At 69.2% G+C, this 18,545-nt stretch carries 12 protein-coding genes; 4 read left to right on the top strand and 8 right to left on the bottom strand.

Annotation, left to right across the window (positions count from 1 at the left end; translation table 11 throughout):
• Positions 1-7: 7 nt before the first annotated feature.
• The 4 genes from ACQP2T_RS16145 to ACQP2T_RS16130 all read right to left on the bottom strand — a co-directional run bounded on the left by ACQP2T_RS16145 (position 8) and on the right by ACQP2T_RS16130 (position 7,094).
• Positions 8-3,451, bottom strand: a complete 3,444-nt coding sequence (locus tag ACQP2T_RS16145; protein ID WP_433516946.1) for a CBM96 family carbohydrate-binding protein — start codon at positions 3,449-3,451, stop codon at positions 8-10.
• A 63-nt stretch (positions 3,452-3,514) separates the two neighbouring features.
• Complete coding sequence (locus ACQP2T_RS16140) at positions 3,515-5,158, bottom strand: extracellular solute-binding protein (protein ID WP_433516945.1); 1,644 nt, start codon at positions 5,156-5,158, stop codon at positions 3,515-3,517.
• Between the two features lie 80 nt (positions 5,159-5,238).
• Complete coding sequence (locus ACQP2T_RS16135) at positions 5,239-6,123, bottom strand: carbohydrate ABC transporter permease (protein WP_433516944.1); 885 nt, start codon at positions 6,121-6,123, stop codon at positions 5,239-5,241.
• A complete protein-coding gene (locus ACQP2T_RS16130; RefSeq protein ID WP_433516943.1) occupies positions 6,120-7,094 on the bottom strand; it encodes an ABC transporter permease in 975 nt (324 codons plus the stop codon). The genes ACQP2T_RS16135 and ACQP2T_RS16130 overlap by 4 nt, the downstream gene beginning before the upstream one ends.
• 23 nt (positions 7,095-7,117) lie before the next feature.
• Between ACQP2T_RS16130 and ACQP2T_RS16125 the strand changes: the two genes are divergently transcribed.
• From ACQP2T_RS16125 to ACQP2T_RS16115, 3 genes are all read left to right on the top strand, one after another.
• Complete coding sequence (locus tag ACQP2T_RS16125; RefSeq protein ID WP_433516942.1) at positions 7,118-8,317, top strand: LacI family DNA-binding transcriptional regulator; 1,200 nt, start codon at positions 7,118-7,120, stop codon at positions 8,315-8,317.
• A 193-nt stretch (positions 8,318-8,510) separates the two neighbouring features.
• Positions 8,511-9,494, top strand: a complete 984-nt coding sequence (locus ACQP2T_RS16120) for a hydroxyacid dehydrogenase (protein ID WP_433516941.1) — start codon at positions 8,511-8,513, stop codon at positions 9,492-9,494.
• Between the two features lie 408 nt (positions 9,495-9,902).
• Positions 9,903-11,903 carry a S8 family serine peptidase gene (locus ACQP2T_RS16115; RefSeq protein ID WP_433516940.1) on the top strand — a complete coding sequence of 667 codons (2,001 nt, stop codon included), beginning with the start codon at positions 9,903-9,905 and terminating at the stop codon, positions 11,901-11,903.
• A 50-nt stretch (positions 11,904-11,953) separates the two neighbouring features.
• Here the strand turns inward: ACQP2T_RS16115 and ACQP2T_RS16110 are convergent, their stop codons facing one another.
• From ACQP2T_RS16110 to ACQP2T_RS16095, 4 genes are all read right to left on the bottom strand, one after another.
• On the bottom strand, positions 11,954-13,213 hold the full coding sequence (locus tag ACQP2T_RS16110; protein ID WP_433516939.1) for a class I SAM-dependent methyltransferase: 1,260 nt from the start codon (positions 13,211-13,213) through the stop codon (positions 11,954-11,956).
• Between the two features lie 4 nt (positions 13,214-13,217).
• Positions 13,218-14,567: an FAD-binding oxidoreductase gene (locus ACQP2T_RS16105; RefSeq protein ID WP_433519780.1), complete on the bottom strand. Its 1,350-nt coding sequence runs from the start codon at positions 14,565-14,567 to the stop codon at positions 13,218-13,220.
• A 130-nt stretch (positions 14,568-14,697) separates the two neighbouring features.
• On the bottom strand, positions 14,698-15,681 hold the full coding sequence (locus tag ACQP2T_RS16100) for an NAD(P)-dependent oxidoreductase (protein ID WP_433516938.1): 984 nt from the start codon (positions 15,679-15,681) through the stop codon (positions 14,698-14,700).
• A gap of 66 nt (positions 15,682-15,747) precedes the next feature.
• Positions 15,748-17,283: a serine/threonine-protein kinase gene (locus ACQP2T_RS16095; RefSeq protein ID WP_433516937.1), complete on the bottom strand. Its 1,536-nt coding sequence runs from the start codon at positions 17,281-17,283 to the stop codon at positions 15,748-15,750.
• A gap of 140 nt (positions 17,284-17,423) precedes the next feature.
• On the opposite strand from ACQP2T_RS16095, the gene ACQP2T_RS16090 reads away from it, so the two are divergent.
• Positions 17,424-18,545 (top strand): CaiB/BaiF CoA transferase family protein, encoded by a 1,122-nt coding sequence (locus ACQP2T_RS16090; RefSeq protein ID WP_433516936.1) that lies wholly within the window; start codon positions 17,424-17,426, stop codon positions 18,543-18,545.

Genomic DNA, 18,545 nt, shown 5'->3' with positions numbered 1-18,545 from the left:
GGCGCCGTCAGGACAGCTTTAGTTCCAGGTAGGGGTGGTTGTCGGTCGCTTCCTTGCTGGAGAAGGAGGTGAACGGCCCGTACGCCGTGGCGGTGGACGCGATCGCGAGGCTGACGTCCTGCCCGGCGGCGAGCCGGCCCTGGACGAACGCGGTCACGTCGACGGTGTGCCAGGACGCGGTGGTGTCGAGCGTGAACGTGCCGAGACCGGCGCCCAGCGGTGGCCGGGTGTTCCAGGTCAGCGTGGCTTCGCTCCAGGTCGCGTCGGTGACCGCGTGGACGGCGTCGGTCGCGCCCGCGGTGTCGCCGGTCGAGCCGTAGACGTGCAGGGTGGCCGAGGCGATCGTTCCGTGCACCGCGGTCAGCGGGAAGGTCAGGTACGAGACCCGGTCGAATCCGCTGCCGAGGCTGGGATTGTTGCGTACTTCGAGGACGGAGTTCGTGCCGTAGGTGGTGTCGGCGTAGGTGCCGTCGCGGACGAACCCGTCGGCTACGGCTTCGATGTGCGACGGGTCGACCACCGACACCGGCACCCGGACGACCTTCAGTACGGGTGGGCGAATGACCAGCGCGCCGATTTTCGCGCTGCCACCACCGGTGGCGGTGACCAGGCCGGAGTCGTCCACCGTGGCCACGGCCGGATGGCTGCTGGTCCAGGTGACGCTCGCCGTGGACAGGTCGGCCGGGCCGCCGTCGGTCTGCTTGCCGGTCAGCTTGAGCCGCAGGGTGTCGCCGATCGACAGGGGCGGCGGGTCGGCCGGGGACGCGGTCACGGTACCGAGAACGACCGTCCGGGGTGCCGCGTCCGCCTGGGCGTCGGACCCCTTGGCGTAGATCCGCACTTCAGTGATGCTGTTGTAGCTGCTGACGGAGTTCCCATGGCCGATCAGCCGCACGTAGCGGGCCGACCTGGCCGTGAAGGAGAAGACTTCGGCATCGTCGGACGTGCCGGCGGAGACGGCTCCCGTGAGCGCCGCGTTCCAGGTGGTGCCGTCGGTGGAGGTGCGGACGTCGAAGGTGGACGTTCGCGCGTACCCGTTGAGGAACGCGACGGCGACGGCGCCGACGGTGCGCTTGGCGCCGAGGTCGAGTGTGAGTGTCTGCCCGTCGCCCGCCGCGGACCAGCGGCTGCCCATGTTGCCGTCGACGGCGCCCGCCGCGGGGCTGCCGTCGTCCGCGCTGGCGGTGACCGACGCGACGGGCAGTGCGGTGGCGGTCTTTCCCGCCTTCCGGAAGTGCACCTGGTAGGTGGGGCCGTAGACCTTCCGGTGGCCGGCGTCGAGCTGGAAGGTCGTCATGGTGGCCGTGCCCGGGATCGCGGCCGCCTTGGTGACGACCGCGTAGGTGCCGCTCGGCGTCAGGGGGACGACCTTGGGCGCGGTGGCGGTGTCGGCGGGCAGGGTGATGTCGTAGCGGTAGCGCCGCGGATCGAATCCGGCCAGACGGTCGGCGCCGACCATGATGTCGGTCAGGGCCATCGGGGCGGTCGTGCCCGGCGTCCAGGAGGCCAGCGGGGTCACCGCCGGGGTGTCGGTGGGCGGCTGCTGCCCCGCGGCGAGGGGGACGATCCGCATCGCCACCGTGGTGGTCCCGGCCGCGGTCAGCTGGATCGCGAGGGTTCGTGAGCCGGGCTGGCGGCTCTGGCCGGTGGGGTCGGGGCTGTCCGGCAAGGGCCGGGAGTCCCCGACGAGCAGCCGCCCATCGGTGGTGAGCAGTTGGACCCAGAGCCGCTGTCCGCCACGGTAGAGGGTGGCCGACCGTCCGTCGGCGGCCACCACGACGTCGGCGCGGGTGTGCAGGAACGACCAGTAGCCGATCGGGTCGCTCGTCCGCACCTCGTCCTGGAGCAGCACCTGCCGCCGGTCGTCGAACAGCTGCAGGCCGCGCTGGGCACGTTGCACCCGGCCACCGTAGAGGCCGGTGAGGTCAGTGATCTCGTACCACTTCTGGGGCGTCGAGCTGACGGTGGTGATCGGCGCGCCGGAGGTCAGCGCGGTGGACGGGGTGGGCCCGGTGCCGAGCCGCATCGTGTTCTGGCCCTCAGGACGGGCCGTGTAGTAGTCCCATCGGCCACCGGTGTCCTTGTTCCAGTCGAAGTAGCCCGGGAGGCTGTAGCTGTCGAGGCCGAGGTCGTCGAACCAGCGCACGCCCGCGGCGTCGAGGACGAAGTCTCCGGCGTCGAGGTTCTCGTGGGCGGCGATCTGGTCGTACCCCGCGCGCATGCCCTTCGTGGCGACAGAGACCGCGTAGGGGTCGTCCCAGGCGCTGCGGGCGGTGGCGATCTCGGTGCCGTCGAAGAAGGCGTCGGTCGCCGCCGGATGGCCGGTGCCGCCGGCGTTCGCCGGGTCGTACCAGAGGATGTCCAGCGGACTGGCCGAGCGGTCGGCGAGCCGCGCCTCCCAGGCCGTGTAGTACGGCTTGCCGTAGCGGGTGGCCAGCCACATCATGAACGACGGCTGCCAGGTCGGGGTGACCGCGCCGAGCAGGTCGGTTCCGCCGTCGCCGTAGTTGAAGGTCAGGCCGGTCGCGCCGGTCACGTGGATGCCGTAGTCACCGGTGGTGGCCAGGCCGGGCAGGTCGGACAGGCCGAAGTCGGTGCCGGTCGCGGTCTTCATGGCGGCGAGGTAGGCGACGAGGTATTCGGTGGCGTACTGCCAGTACTGCGGGCTCTCGCCGCTGGCGCCGTCCGGGCCGTAGCCGCTGATCCCGTTCTGGATCGACGTGATACTGGCCTTGAGCACCTGGTCGACGACGCCGCGCTCGTCGGCGGTCAGGTCCGGGTCGTCGCCGATGGCCAGCGCCCCGAGCGCGACCGCGTTGCAGATGAGGTTCCAGTTGTGGTTCTGGGTGTAGAAGCTGGTGGTGTACCCGTAGCGGACGAGGGCCGGCCGCAGGGCCTTGGTGACGATGGCGGAGCGGATCGTGGCCTTGTCACTCGCCGACAGATAGTCGTAGAGCCAGTCGTAGCCGATCGCGACACTGTTGGACAGCTCTCCGACGTCCAGGAACTGGCCCCGGTCCCAGGCCGGGACGGAGGAGAGGGCGACGAGTTCGCGCGCCGCGCGTTCGGCGTACCGGGTGTCGCCGTTGATCCGGTAGACGAGGGCGAGGGCGTAGACGCGGCGTTTCGCCTCGTCGATGGCGGCGGTCGACAGGGCGGTCGGCGGCGAGGTGGCGAGTACACCGTCCGCGCCGGCCTTGACCTGGGCATACCAATCCTGGAGCCGGGTGTCGGCGCCGATGCGCTGGGCGGCGACGGAGAACGTCTGCGCGGTCGCCAGGAGCCGGGGATGCTGCGGGGTCAGCAGCGCGACGACGCTGGCCGGAGGCTGGACCGGATCGGCGTGCGCGGGTGTGCCCACCGCCGCCAGGGTCGTCAACGTGGCGGCGGTGAGGACGAGGGCGGCGGCGACCGCACGGAGCCGAGCGGCGGTTGTGCTTAAGGACGGCATGGCACAGCCCTTTCTCTTCAACGAAGTTGCCCCCTTCGACCGGGTGGCAGGCGATGCGGTGGGTCAGTGGTTGGCCGCGTACTGCTCGGCGAGTTCCTTGGCGATCGCGTCGCCGCCCTGGGACTTCCACTGCGAGACGACCCCGGTCCAGTCCGACACCGGGCGCTTGCCGGCGATGATCGCGTTGGTGGCGTCGATGATCTGCTGGTTGAGCTTCGTGCCCTTCGCGGCCTGGGTCGGCGAGACCAGGCCGTAAGACGGGTCGGAGACGCCGATGGGGACGATCTCCTGCTGGGCCTGGTAGCTGCGGCGGGTGGCGTCGGGGTTGCCGGGCAGGTAGAGCACGTACGGAGCGGACGCGATGTACTGCAGGGGCAGGTTGGTCTTGTTCTCGCCGCCGGTGGTGGCCAGCGCGGTGGGCAACGGGTCGCCGCCGGGACCGGTGGTGAAATGCGCCCCGGCGACACCGTAGTTGATCAGCTCGTACTCCTTGCTGCCGAACGGCGCGGCCAGGAAGTTCAGCACGCGCAGCAGCATCTTGACGCGCTCCGGCGACGCCTTCTTCAGGGCGGTGAAACCGCCACGGCCGCTGTTGGAGAACACCCCGTTGCCCAGCCACGGAGTCGGGTTGTCGCCGTACGGGCGGACGAAGTCGACCGTGAACGCGTCGCCGACCCCGGAGACCATTCCCGGGTAGCCGCCGATGCCGCCGCCCAGGGTCAGCGTCGTGCCGTTCATGAAGAACGTGTTCGCCTGGGTCGCCTGGGTGCTCAGCAGGTCCGGGTAGAAGCAGCCTTTGGCGTACCAGTCGCGCAGCCGCTGCAGCACCTCTGGGTAGACCGGGTTCTCGTAACGGCTGGTGAACGCGCCGCCGCCGGCGCGCACCCAGTTGCTGGGGACACCGGCCGCGCCGAGGTGGATGTTCTCGCTGAAGTTGTTGCCGCCCAACGGGAACTGCTTGCTCGTGGCGAGCTTGGCCAAGCCCTCGGCGAACTGTGCCGTGGACACGCCGAGCCCCATCTTGATGCCGGCCGCCTCGAGCTTCTCCCTGTTGCCGAACATCACGCCGGCGAGCTGGGGCCGGGGCACCGGGACGCCGTACAGGCGGCCGCCGATTCGACCGACATTCTGCCAAGAGATCGTCGGCAGGTTGGCCAGGTTAGGGTAGTCCTTGATCGCGTCGCCGGAGATGTACTCGGTCAGATCGGCGCACTTGGCCTGGGTGAACTGCAGCGCGTTGGACATCGCCAGGTCGATGGTGGCGATGATGTCGGGCAGGTCGCCGCCGGCCATCATGGTGGCGTACTTGGCGTTGAGATCGGCCGCCGGGACGAGGGTGAGACGCAGGTCCACCCCGAGTGCCTCGTTGATCGCGGTCCACAGCTTGTTGCTCGCGGCCGGGGACGGCGCCGTGCCGTAGGTGATGACCATGCAGGTGACTATGGAGCCGTCGCCCGGCTTGCCGTCGACGGTCTGGGCGAGCTTCTGGGGATAGGTCAGGAAGGCGTCTTGGACGCCTTGGGCGGTGCCGGGCAGGTCCGGCTTCACCAGGTTGATCGGGGTGTAGGTGGGGAACGGGGCGAGACCCTTGCCCGCGTTGCCCACCGATGTGGCCGAGCCGTCGCCGCAGGCGGCGAGGCCGGGTATGGCGGAGGCGAGCGCGACGCCGCCGGTCAGTCTGAGCAGCGATCTCCGGGAGATGTCCATGGCAAGCGCTTTCCCTTCCGGGTGGAGTATGCGGTCCGCGAGGCGCGGAAGGTGTGCATGGGGTGGGCCGTCCAGTCGGGTCAGCCCTTGATCGCGCCGGTGAGCACGCCTTTGGTGAAGAAGCGCTGCACGAGCGGATAGACCGCGAGAATCGGCAGCACCGCGACCACGACGGTGGCCATGGTCGTGGTCTGGGGGGCGATGTTGGCCCCGGCTCCGGCCGCGATCGACGTGTCGGGGTTGGCCCCGAGCATGACGATCTGCCGCAGCATCGGCTGCAGCGGCCAGGTGGACTGGTCGTCGAGGTAGAGCATGGCGTTGAAGAAGCTGTTCCAGTAGCCGACCGCGTAGTAGAAGCCGACCACCGCGATGATCGCTTTGGACAGCGGAAGGACGACGTGCCACAGCACGCGGCCGTCGCCGGCGCCGTCGATGCGGGCGCTCTCCGACAGTTCGGTGGGCAGGCCCTGGAAGTAGCCCCGCATGATGACCAGGTTGAACGTGCTGATCAGCACCGGGGCGATCAGCGCCGCGTAGTGGTTGCGCAGGTCAAGGTTGCTGACGACCAGAAAGCTAGGAATGATCGCCGGCGGGAACAGGAAGGTGAGCAGGACGCCCAGCATGATCGGCTTGCCGCCGAAGACGTTCGGCCGAGCCAGCGCGTACGCCATCAGCACGGTGGCGGTGAGGCTCACCGCGGTGCCCACGAGCGTGACCACGGTGGAGACGAGCACCGCGTGCGAGATCACCCCGGAACCGAACAGTCGCCGGTACGCCTCCAGCGTCACCTGCTCGGGCCAGATCGACCAGCCGCCGTTGCGGATCACCTGCGTGTCGGGCGACAAGCTGGTGGCGACGACCACCCAGAACGGGATGATCACCAGCGCCACCGTGAGCATCACCGCGACGGCCTTCGCCGCCTTGGTGCTCGGCCGGGGCGGCTCCATCCAGACCGGACGTGTCATCGGTAGACTCCTTGCTCGCCCAGCCGGTGCGCGACCTTGTTGGCCACGACGATCAGGACCAGGCCGACGAGGCCCTTGAAGATGCCGGCCAGGGCGGCCGGTCCCCAGCTGCCGTTGACCACCCCGTGGTAGTAGGTGTAGGTGTCCAGGACCTCCGCGACCCCGGGCGAGAACCCGTCGCGCTGCAGCAGGACCTGGTCGAAGCCGACGCTCAGGATGTCGCCCAGCCGCAGGATCAGCAGCAGGACGAGGACGGGCCGCAGGGACGGCAGGGTCACGTGCCACAGCCGCCGGCCCCACCCCGCGCCGTCGATCGCGGATGCCTCGTAGAGCTGGTCGTCCACGTTGTGCAGGGCGGCCAGCACGATGATCGTGCCCCAGCCGCAGTCCTTCCAGATCAGCTCGGCGATCATCAGTGGCTTGAACAACGACGGCTCGCTGAAGACGCTCACCAGGTGGTAGCCGTTGTCGGCGAACAGCCCGTTGAGGACGCCCGCCGCACCAAGCAGTTGCTGGAACAGCGCGACGACGATCACCCACGAGATGAAATGGGGCAGGTAGACGATGCTTTGGACCGCCTTGCGCACCCACCCTCGGGTCAGGCTGTGCAGCAGCAGCGCCAGGGCCACCGGCACCGGGAAGTAGAAGATCAGCTGCAGCGTGGCGAGGCTGATCGTGTTGGCCGCCGCCTGCCAGAAGTCGGGGTCGGCGAACAGGGTCCGGAAGTTGTCCAGGCCGACCCAGGGGCTGTTCATGATGCCCGCGAACGGCAGGTAGTCCTGGAAGACGATGACGTTGCCCAGCAGAGCGACGTAGTGGAACACCAGGAAGTACAGCAATCCCGGCGCCATCATGAGCAGCAACAGGCGGCTGCGACGTAACCGCTGCCGCCGGCCGCCGCGCCGGCGCGCGGACTCGGCCGCGCCGGCGGGCGGATCGTCCGTCCGCCGGTCAGCGAGGGTGACGGCCACGGTACCTCCTGGAACGCTACGTAATGTCGCTTGGTTATCGGCACGTTAAAAGGGTTTCACTCTCACGTCAAGACCCCAACCTTCACAAACGGGCCGGTAGGGCCGATCCGCTGGACCAGCTGCGCCAGCACAGGCTAGGCTTCGTGTTAAACCCTTTTAACAAAGCGTCGGAGGTAGAGAGCGGCATGGAGAACGGGCGGGCGAGCATCCGCGACGTGGCGGCCCGAGCGGGCGTCTCGGTGTCCACCGTGTCACGCATCCTCAACGGCAGTTATCCGCCGGCGCCAGAGACTCGCGACAAGGTCATGCGCGCGGTCCGCGACCTCGACTACGTCGCCAATCCGCACGCCCGCGCACTGACCCGCCCGGAGACCGGCACGATCGCCATCGTGGTCCGGATGCTCGACGACGGCTTCCTCATGAGCCTGGTCCAGAGCATCGCCAACACCCTCGCCGACGCCGGGCGGTTGTGCCTGATCGGCACCACCGGCGGCGACCCCGATCGCGAGCTGCAGGTGTTACGGCAGATGAGCGCCCAGCACGCGCAGGCCATCATCCTCATCGGCGCCGTCTCCGAAACCCCCGAATACGTGCGCCAGACCGACGCCTTCGCCGCCTCCCTCGCGCAGACGGGCTCGCGTCTGGTGCTGTGCGCCCGCCCCCCGCTTGGCCCGGACGCACCCGCCGGCGTGGTCGAGTACGACAACGAGGGCGGCGCGTACGCCGCGACCAGTCACCTGCTCTCGCGCGGCCACCGCCGCATCCTGCTCCTGAGCGGCCAGCAGGACCACAGCACCACTGTGCGGCGGCGGGACGGATATCGCCGCGCCCTGGCCGACCTCGGCGGCGATCTCGACCCCCGGCTGGAGGCGGGCCCCGCGTGGAGCCGCGAGACCGGCTACTCCCGCATGCGTGACATCTTGCGGGCCGGGCCGCCGGACTTCACCGCCGTGTTCGCCCACACCGACCACGTCGCGAGCGGCGTCCTGCAAGCCCTGCGAGAGGCCGGGCTGCGCACGCCCGAGGACATCTCGGTCGTGGGGTTCGACGACGCCGCCTTCGCCGCCGATCTCGGGCTGACCACTGTGCACATTCCCGCCCGGGAGCTGGGCCGGCTCGCCGCCACGATGGCGATGGAGCCGGACACCGTCGAGCAGCGGGTCGTGCTCGGCACTCACGTCGTCGTGCGGGACAGCGTCGCGATCGCGGCCACCGCCGAATAGTCGCGCTCGCGGCAACCGCCAAATGGTCGCGCTCGCGGCAACCACCGAATGGTCGCGCTCGCGGCGACCACCGAATGGCCGCGCTCGCGGCGACCACCGCATGGCCGCGTTAGCAGCTACCACCGAATGGTCGCGCTAGCAGCTGCCACCGAAGAGGAGCATGATGACCCGCCGGCCCGTGACAGCACTGGTCATGTCCGAACCCACCATCCGCCAGCTTTTCGACGCCCCACGACTCGAGCGACTGCACGCCCTCGCCCGGCTCGACCGCCCCGAAGCGCTGACCGAGCTCGACTCTCCGTCAAGCCGCGCCCGGCTCCGCGAGATCGAAGTCATGATCACCGGCTGGGGGTGTCCGCTCCTGACCGGCGAGGTCCTCGACGCCGCTCCCCGGCTGCGCGCCGTGCTGCACGCGGCCGGCACCGTGAAGACGCATCTGACCGACGCCTCCTGCTGGGAACGCGGGATCCTCGTCACCTCCGCGGCCAACGCCAACGCGGTGCCTGTCGCGGAATACACCCTCGCCGCGATCCTGCACAGCGGCAAACGCCTGAGCGCCTTCGCCGAGGCGTACCGGCGGCGGGGCGCCGACTCCGCGTGGCGGGAACGCGTGACCGCCGGGTCGAACTACGGTCGCGTCGTCGGCATCGTCGGCCTGTCGCACACCGGCCGGCGTGTGGCGCGCCTGCTGCGGGCCTTCGACTTCACCGTGCTCGCGAGCGACCCCTACGCCACCGAGGCGGACGCCGAGGAAGTCGGCACGACCCTCGTGCCACTGCCCGACCTGCTGCGCCGCAGCGACATCGTGACCCTGCACGCGCCGTCACTGCCTGAGACCCGCGACCTGCTGAACGCCGACAGCCTCGCCCTGCTGCCCGACCACGCCACGGTCATCAACACCGCCCGAGGAAGCCTGATCGACACCGACGCGCTCACGGCCGAATGCGTGAGCGGGCGGCTCAGCGCGATCCTCGACGTCACCAACCCCGAACCGCTGCCGGTCGACTCACCGCTGTTCGGCCTGCCCAACGTGCAGCTCACGCCGCACATCGCCGGCGCCATGGGCACGGAGGTCCATCGCCTCGCCGAGGCCGCCCTCGACGAACTCGAGCGGTACGCGAAGGGGTTGCCTCCGGCGTACCCGATCCATATGCGCGACCTCGCCCGCATCGCCTAGAAACCCGGTCGACATTCACCCGCCACCTAAAGACGACGGCCCCCTGCCCTCGATTTAAATGGCCAAGCAGTGCTGCTTTTCGCGTGATTTATGGCGCGCAAGTGCATTGTCCATCGAGACGCCATATGTTCGCCATAATTCCGCCATACGAGGACATCCACCTGCGCAGATGCGAGCTGTCGGCGTATTGAGCAGCGATTTGTACATCTACCCCGACCCAGGCCCTTGTTGAGTGGGTTTCGATCATTTACTGTCCAGGTGATCAATTCATTCGCCTTCGAGGCTGTTCGCGGTGATTGGCGTACGACGTCGCCGCCACTTCCCCCGACCGACCCTTCTCCATCGGCCATGGTTTTCTTCGCGCTAGGCGGAAATCTCATGAAAAAGTGGGTTTTATCCTGCATCATCATGGCGTTAGCGGCCACGACAGGCGTGAGCGTGCCGGCCCATGCCACGTCGGCGGGCCTGAATACGCAGGCCCCGACGATAGAGCCCGGGTTGAGCGCGCGGCTGGCCGCCGGTGCCAAGATCAGGGTGAATGTGATCACCAAGAGCCGGACGGATCTGCCGGAGGCGTCGAGTGCCGGTCAGGTGCTGCAGACCATGTCCCGGTTCCCCATGGTCACCTTGCGCGTCGACGCGGCGGCGGTGGACCGGCTGGCCAAGCTGCCGAACGTGGTGAGCGTGTCGGAGGACCGGCCCGTACCACCGGTGCTCGCCGAGAGCATCCCGCTGATCGGCGCGGACAAGACGCGGGCGGCCGGGTTGACCGGCGCGGGCAGCGTGGTGGCCGTGCTGGACACCGGCGTCGCCGTAAAGCACCCCTTCCTGGGCGGACGGGTGATCGAACAGGCGTGCTTCTCCCCCATCGACGCCGACTACGGCGCCACCAGCCTGTGCCCGAACGGCACCGCCACGCAGACGGGAGCCGGTTCGGCCGACTCCGAGAGCGGGCCGTGCGCCGACGCGGCCCTCGACTGTGATCATGGCACGCACGTGGCCGGGATCGCGATCGGCGACGGCACGAACATGGCCGGCGCCCCGCCGGCCGGGGTCGCCCCGGGGGCCAAGCTCGTCGCCATCCAGGTGTTCAGCAAATTCACCACCGACGCCTTCTGCGGGGTGGGCGCCGCGCCGTGCGTGCTGAGCTTCACCAGCGCCCAGGTGGCCGGGCTGGAGAAGGTCCTGCAGCTGAAGGAGGCCGGTACGGCTCTGGTGGCCGCCAATCTGAGCCTGGGCGGCGGCCAGTACACCTCCGCGTGTGACACCGATCCGCGCAAGCCGGCCATCGACGCGCTCCTGGCGGCCGGGGTCGCCACGGTGGTCGCGGCCGGGAATGACGGCTTCGGCGACGCGGTCAGCGCGCCCGCCTGTGTGCCCTCGGCCATCACGGTCGGCAGCACCACCGACACCGACGAGGTGTCCGCCTTCAGCAACCGCGGTCCGCTGCTGGACCTGTTCGCCCCCGGCACCTCAATCATCTCCTCGGTGCCCGGCAACACCTTTGGGTCACTGAGCGGTACGTCGATGGCCGCTCCGCACGTGGCCGGCGCGCTGGCCGTGCTCCGCCAGGCCTTCCCCCAGGCGAGCATCGGGCAGCTGGAAGCGGCCATGGAGAGCACGGGCAAGCCCATCGCCTATACGAGCGCCACCACTCCCCGCCTCCGGCTGGACAGCGCGGCCCTCCCGCCGACGCAGCCCACCGAGGGCGCCCTCTGGCCGATGTACTTCGCCAACCTCAACGACTACGCCATCCCCGACCCGGGCAGTGTGGACTCGCCGATCGCCGTGAGCGACCTCCTCGGCAAGACCCCGTCCCAGGTGCACGTCTACGTCTCCATCCAGCACGCCTGGGTGGGCGATCTGAAGCTCTCCCTGATCAGCCCGGACGGAAAGGCATTCGTGCTGAGGTCGCCGTCCTCGGACGGCGCCGATTTCATCGACGAGACGTACGACGTGGACATCAGTGCCGTGACGAAGCAGAACGGGACCTGGAAGCTGCGTGCCGCGGACGGCTGGTCACCCCATGCCGGCATCATCGACGCCTGGTCGATGGACTTCCCCTACTTCGAGAACTGGACCGAATACGCCATCCCCGACAAGGGCAGCCTCGTCAAATCGCCCATCACGGTCACGGGCTGGCTCCCCGGTAACGCGCCCCAGAAGATGACGGTCTCCGTGGACATCAGCCACCCCTGGAGAGGCGACCTGAAGATCGATCTGATCGGCCCGACCGGCATCGTTTATCCGCTTCGCGCGCCGAACTCCAAAGACGACGCCGACCAGATCGAGGAGACCTATCCGGTGGATGGAAGATCCTCACCGGCCAACGGGACGTGGACGTTACGCGTCGAAGACGTCACGACCGGCGACACCGGCTATATCAACGGGTGGATGCTGAGGTTCTGAACCGTCGAAACCAGGTGTGAGGGGCCGCCGGGCCCCTCACACCTCAGGCTTTAAGGCCAGTCGATCGACGGACGCAGTGGGACGCCGGAGTGTCCCTCCGAGTCGAGCTTGACCCCCAGCACCTGGTGCAGCTGCACCTTGTTGCGTTCGAAGCCCACGATGCAGCCCGCCATGTACAGGGCCCAGACGCGGGCGGTGCCCATGCCCACCTCCTGCACGGCGTCGGCCCAGTTGGCGTCGAGGTTGGCGCACCAGTGCCGGAGGGTCTCGGCGTAGTGCTCGCGCAGGTTTTCCTCGTGGCGGATCTCGAACCCGAGGTCCTCCATCTGCCTGACCAGGTAGCCGACCGACTCCAGCTCACCGTCGGGGAAGACGTAGCGGTTGATGAAGCCGCCCTTGTTGAAGGTCTTCTCGGTGCCGGTCGGCCGGGTGATGCAGTGGTTGAGCAGGCGGCCGCCCGGCTTGAGCTTGCTGTAGAGGAAGGCGAAGTAGGACGGGAGGTTGCGCTTGCCGATGTGCTCGGTGAGACCGATGGAGCTGACCGCGTCGAAGTCCGACTCCACGACATCGCGGTAGTCCATGAAGCGGACCTCGGCCAGGTCCTCCAGCCCGGCCTCGACGATGGCCTTCTGGGCCCACTCGGCCTGCTGCTTGCTGAGGGTGACGCCCAGGGCCTTGACGCCGTAGTGCTTGGCGGCGTGCATGACCATGCCGCCCCAGCCGCAGCCGACGTCGAGCAGCCGCATGCCGGGCTTGAGGCCGAGCTTGCGGGCCACCAGGTCGAACTTGGCGTATTGCGCCTCCTCCAGCGTCGACTCCTTGGTGGGGAAGACGGCGCAGGTGTAGGCCATGGACGGGCCCAGGACCCACTCGTAGAAGCGGTTGGAGACGTCGTAGTGGTGGTGGATCGCCTCGGCGTCACGCTGCTTGGCGTGCCGGGAGCCGAGCTTGGCCAGCGTGCTCTGGCGGATCTCCTGCGGCGGCGCCGGGACGCGCATCATCAGCGGCTTCAGGCCCAGCGATCGGACGGCCGCCACCTTCTCGGCGGTCGTCAGGTCGTTGGTGGTGATGTTCCACATGCGGTCGAGCAGGGTGTACATGTCGCCGTGGACGTCGATGTGGCCGGAGATGTAGGCCCTGGCCAGGCCGAGCTCTCCGGGTGCCTGCGCGAGGTAGGCGACCGCTATCGGGGACTTCACCTCCAGGGCGAGGTCCGCGCCGTCCGGCCCCGCCTTGCTGCCGTCGTAGGCCATGAACGCGATGTTGGCCTGCGGGCCGACGATCTTCTCAAAGATGGATGCGAGAGCCATCTGCTCACCTTCCCCGTACACACTTGTCGTACAGGTCAAGCATTCGGCCGTTCGGGTCGTATTCCTGCTTGACCGGCCAATAAGCATCGCCGTTGTACAGCTGCCAGAACTGCTCACGGGCGTAGAAAGAAGTCGAGTAAAGCGACTTGTGCCCGTCGAGCTCGTGCACAGAGTTCTCGATGAGACGGTTGTAATAACCGTCGAACTGCCCCCGTGGCAGTGGCACCATTCCCCAGAAGCCGAAGTTCACGTACAGCTTGCCGGGCTCCAGGGGGTAGAGCGGCCAGCGGGAGGAGGCCCGCAGCGGGCACATCCACACCGGCGTCATGCCGACCTTGTCGTGGAAGAACTCCAGGAACTCCGCGCCCCGCTCGACCGGGGTCTCGACGTCCTGGATGACTGATTCCTGGACGGGCTGGTCGCGCCATCTGTCGATGCGCGCGACCACCCCGTATTTCCGGTCGAGCGCGACCAGCCGCCGGTAGACGTCGGAGCGCATCCAGCGGCGCGGCATCAGTGAGCGGACCATCGGCTGCTGCACGCCGAAGGCACGCGAGCACCAGAACCAGTCGGTGTCCCAGCGCCACAGGTAGTCGCGGATGCTCAGCCAGTCGCGGTTGCGCTGCCTGATGGACTGGTAGTAGATGCGCATGCCGGTGTAGTCGGAGGTGTAGGGCGCACGCTCGGCGAAGCGGCCGACCGTGAGATACATCTCCCCCGGCTCGAAGAAGACGCCGTCGACGAAGTCGACGGGCTCCCCGTCATGCTCCATGCTGTCGCAGATCTCCTGCATGGCCAGCATGCACTTGTCGGCGTCGGTGAACTTGACGTGCGTCAGCTTGACGTAGGGCTGGACCTTCCTGAGCTTGATCCTGATGCGCAGGGCGTAGCCGAGCGTGCCGTAGGAGTTGGGGAAGGCCCGAAACAGGTCGCGGTGCTCGTTGTCGTCGCGGGCGACGACGATGCGGCCGTCGCCGGTCAGGATCTCGAGCTCCTCGACCGACTCGTGCGGCAGCCCGTCTCTGAAGCTGGTCGACTCGATCCCGAGCCCCGTCACCGCGCCGCCCAGCGTGATCGTCTTGAGCTGGGGCACCACATAGGGCATGAGCCCGTGCGGCAGCGTGGCGTCGACCAGGTGCTCGTAGGTCGTCATGCCCTGGACCTCGGCCGTCATCGTCACCGGGTCGACACTGATGACCTCGTCGAGCTCCCTGGCGGAGAGCTTGGCGGTCTTGCCCGAGTCGCGGAATCTGAAGAGGTTGGACGTGGCCTTGGACAGCCGGGGCGAAGCGTCCCCCGGGATCTCCGCGTACGACTGCCTGATGTGCTCTACTGCCCGTCGGTGTGTCGACATCGTTGTCGTCACGGAAGCACCCCCTTGAGCCGGTAGAGATCGTCCGTAAGAAGGTATCTCCCTGGACTGACATCGACCAGACCGGGGTCGTTAAAGACACGAAAACTGTTTATCGTGCCCGGTCGAATGCCTACGCGGTGGGCGAATCCGGAAACTTCCGGCGGATGATCGGCGACACACCGTTGATCACATTGGCCACTTCGTCCCCGTCCAGCGCGGCCGTGAGGTTGGCCATCGTGGCCGTGAGCAGACGCCCGGTGGACTCCGGCGTCACTCCGGCGACGTGCGGCGACAGCAGCACGCCGTCGATCTCGCGCAGCGGGTCGCCGTCGGGCAGGGGCTCGATGTCGAACACGTCGAGCGCGGCGCCGCCGAGGTGCCCGTCGGTGAGCGCGCCGGCCAGCGCCGCCTGGTCGACGACCCCGCCCCTGGCCGCGTTGACCAGTAACGCGCCCTGCTTCAGCCGCCTGGGGTCGATCAGGCCACGAGTCTCGTCGGACAGCGCGATCACCACGACGACCACGTCGGAGTCGGACAGCAGCGGCGCCAGCTCCTGGTAGCCGGGCTCCGCGCGAGGCGTGCGGGTCCAGTAGGACACCTGGCAGCCGAACGCCCGGAACAGCCGGGCGCAGGCCGCGCCGATCGGACCGTAGCCGACGATGCCGACCTGCCGGCCGTGCAGCTCGCGGGGCTGGAGGCCCTGCTGCGGCCAGTGGCCCGCGCGGACGGCGGCGTCGGCCTCGGCGAGCTTGCGCGACAGCGACAGGGCGGCGGCCAGGCACCACTCGGACACAGCGACGGCGCTGACGCCCGCCGTGTTGGCCAGCGGCACGCCCGCGGCGGCCAGCGCGGCCAGATCGTGGCCGTCGACGCCGACCGAGGGCTGCTGGACGAAGGCCAGCCGGGGCGCGGCGGCCACCGCCTCGGCGTCGAGCGCCAGCAGCGCCGTCCAGTCGCCGAGCACGATCTCCGCCTCGGCCAGCGAGGCCAGAAGCGCGGCGCGGTCGCGGGCCGGCGGCACCCGCACGGCCACCCGATCGCCGAGCGGCGCGAGCAGCTGCCGCAGCACCTCCTCGGGGAGCGGCGCCAGCGCGAGCAGATTCCAAGGCGTCATGCCACACCACCGGCACTCGGATTCCGGGGCGTCATGCCATCACCGGCACGACCGTGGAGGGGTTACTCATGCCGCTACCGTAAAGCTGGCGATCACCTGCCGCATCAACCCCTGGTCTTGTTTCCAGCGCGCCTCAGTGGCCGTCCACGACAGGACGTAGGCGGTGTCCCCGATCGCCACCGCCCGCTGCACCTCGTGATACTTCACGCCCTGCGTGCTCCACGGCGCGTCAGCGGTCGGCCCCGCCGTGTAGGTGAACTCCCATTCCACGGCCTTGGTCCCCTGGTGGGTGACGGACCTGCGGCGCAGGGTCCGAATGTCCTGGTCGTTCTGCCCGGCGGTCTCCTGCGAGTCGCGGATGATCTGGTTCGGGTCGGGGTTGACGTAGATGGCCTGGACGCCGAAGTGCCCGCTCCGGTCCCGGCGCGTCCACTCGGTGTAGGCCTCCTTGCGGGCGCCCCTCCAGCCGATGGGCCGCATGATGGACCAGCCGTCGGGGGACTTCCAGGCCCGTACCGTCGCCACCACCCTGGTCGGGGTGGGCGTCGGGGTGGGGGTGGGCGTCGCGCTGGTCTCGGCGCTGGGCGGCGGCGAGGTCGGCGGCGCACTGGCCACGGCGCTCTGCGTGACGCGCGGCGCGCCTTCCGCCGACCCGCTGAACTTGAAGAAGGCGAACCCGCCGCCCGCGACCACCAGCACCGCCGCCGCTGCCGCCGCGAGGAGGGTACGGCCGCCGCGGGACGGCTTCGGCTCCACCACGACCCGGTCGTCGTTCGGCTGCTTGGCCGCGACGATGGCGGCCAGCAGCGCGTCGGCCTGCTCGGCGTTGACCCGTTCGTGCGGCTCCTTGCGCAGCAGCCCTTGCAGGATCGGGTGCATGATCGGCGGGATCCGGCGGTAGTCCGGCTCGTCGCTCAGCAGCGCGTTCAGCGTGGCCATGGGATCGCCGCGCTCGAACGGCGACCGGCCGACCAGCGTGGCGTAGAGCGTGGCTCCGAGCGACCAAAGGTCGGAGGCGGGCCCGGACTCGGCCGCGCGCACCCGTTCGGGAGCCAGGAAGCTCGGCGAGCCCGTCACCATTCCGGTCTGGGTGAGCGACGCGTCGCCCTCGGCGGTGGCGATGCCGAAGTCGGTGAGCACGGCCCGGCCGTCGTCGGTGAGCAGGATGTTGCTCGGCTTGACGTCGCGGTGCAGGATCCCGACCTCGTGCGCGGCCCGCAACGCCGACAGCACCTGCCGGCCCACGTCGGCCGCCTGCCGTACCGGAAGGGCGCCGGAGGTGGCGACGACCTCCTCCACCGAGGGGTGGCGCACCAGCTCCATGATGATCCACGGCCGGCCGTCCTCCTCGACCACGTCGTAGATCGCGACGACGGACGGGTGGTTCAGCCGTGCCGCCATACGCGCCTCGCGGGCGGTACGGAGCAGCTGCCGTTCCTGGTCGGCCCGGGGCAGTCCCGCGGGCAGGAGCACTTCCTTGACGGCGATCTGCCGGTTGAGCAGTGTGTCGCGGCCTTCCCAGACCACGCCCATACCGCCGCGCCCCAGTTCGCGCAGTAACTGATAGCGCTTGGCCACCAGCTGGTTGCTATCCGAAACCATGTCCAACCCTTGTAGACCCACCCGAACAGTGGGCAAGTTTCCCATACCTCGCGAATGTCTGCCTGGAGGTCGGGAAGGCGTCTTGCCAGAGGTCACCGAATGTTGTTCTACTGAGGCCAGCCGAGTCGTAGGAGATGCCGATGTCTGAAGGCCGTCAGGGCCCGCTCGCCGGGATCCGGGTGCTGGAGCTCGCGGGGCTCGCGCCGGGCCCGTTCGCCGGGATGATGCTCGCCGACCACGGCGCCGACGTGCTGCGCGTCGACCGCGTGGCCGCCGTCTCCGACGAGCCGCGCACGGACGTCATGGACCGCGGCAAGCACACCATCGGCCTGGACCTGAAGTCGCCCGAGGGCGTCGCCGCGCTCAAGGAGCTGGCGAGGAACGCCGACGTCGTGATCGAGGTCTTCCGGCCCGGAGTGGCCGAACGGCTCGGCATCGGCCCCGCCGACCTCCACGCGGTGAACGAGCGGCTGATCTACGGCCGGATGACCGGCTGGGGACAGGACGGGCCGCTCGCCACCACCGCCGGCCACGACATCGACTACATCGCGATCTCCGGCATCCTGTCGATGCTCGGCCGCGCGGAGGACAAGCCGACGCCGCCGATCAACATCCTGGGCGACTTCGCCGGCGGCGGCCTCATGCTCGCGTACGGCGTGCTGCTCGCCCTGTTCGAGCGGGAACGCACCGGCAAGGGCCGGGTGATCGACGCGGCCATGGTGGACGGTGCCGCGATCCTGTTCGCGATGTTCTACCACGGCGTGCAGAGCGGCTTCTGGGGCCCGCGCGGCACGAACCTGCTGGACACCGGCGCGCCCCACTACGACACCTATGAGACGGCCGACGGGGAGTTCATGGCGGTCGGCTCGCTGGAGCCGCAGTTCTGGGACGCGATGGTGACGCGGATGGGGCTGACGGACCTGCCGGACCGCGGCGACAGGAAGCAGTGGCCGGCGCTCAAGGCGCGCCTGGCCGAGGAGTTCAGGTCGCGGACGCGGGCGGAGTGGGAGGCGGTGTTCGAGGGCTCCGACGCGTGCGTGTCGCCGGTCCTGTCCATGAAGGAGGCCGTACAGCATCCGCACAACGTGGCCAGGGGCGCCTTCGCCGACGTCGGCGGGCTCAGCCAGCCGGTCCCCGCGCCGCGCCTGCTCGGCGTACCGGACCAGGACCTCTCGCCCGCCACCCGGCTCACCGACCTGTCCGCCTGGGGCCTGAGCGCCGAGGCCGCGGAGAAGCTGCGCTCCCAGGGGGTGCTGGCCTGA

Origin of the sequence: Nonomuraea sp. CA-143628, assembly GCF_050942315.1 — a bacterium.
Classification (GTDB): Bacteria; Actinomycetota; Actinomycetes; order Streptosporangiales; family Streptosporangiaceae; genus Nonomuraea.
This window is presented reverse-complemented; position numbering and strand designations above follow the sequence as displayed.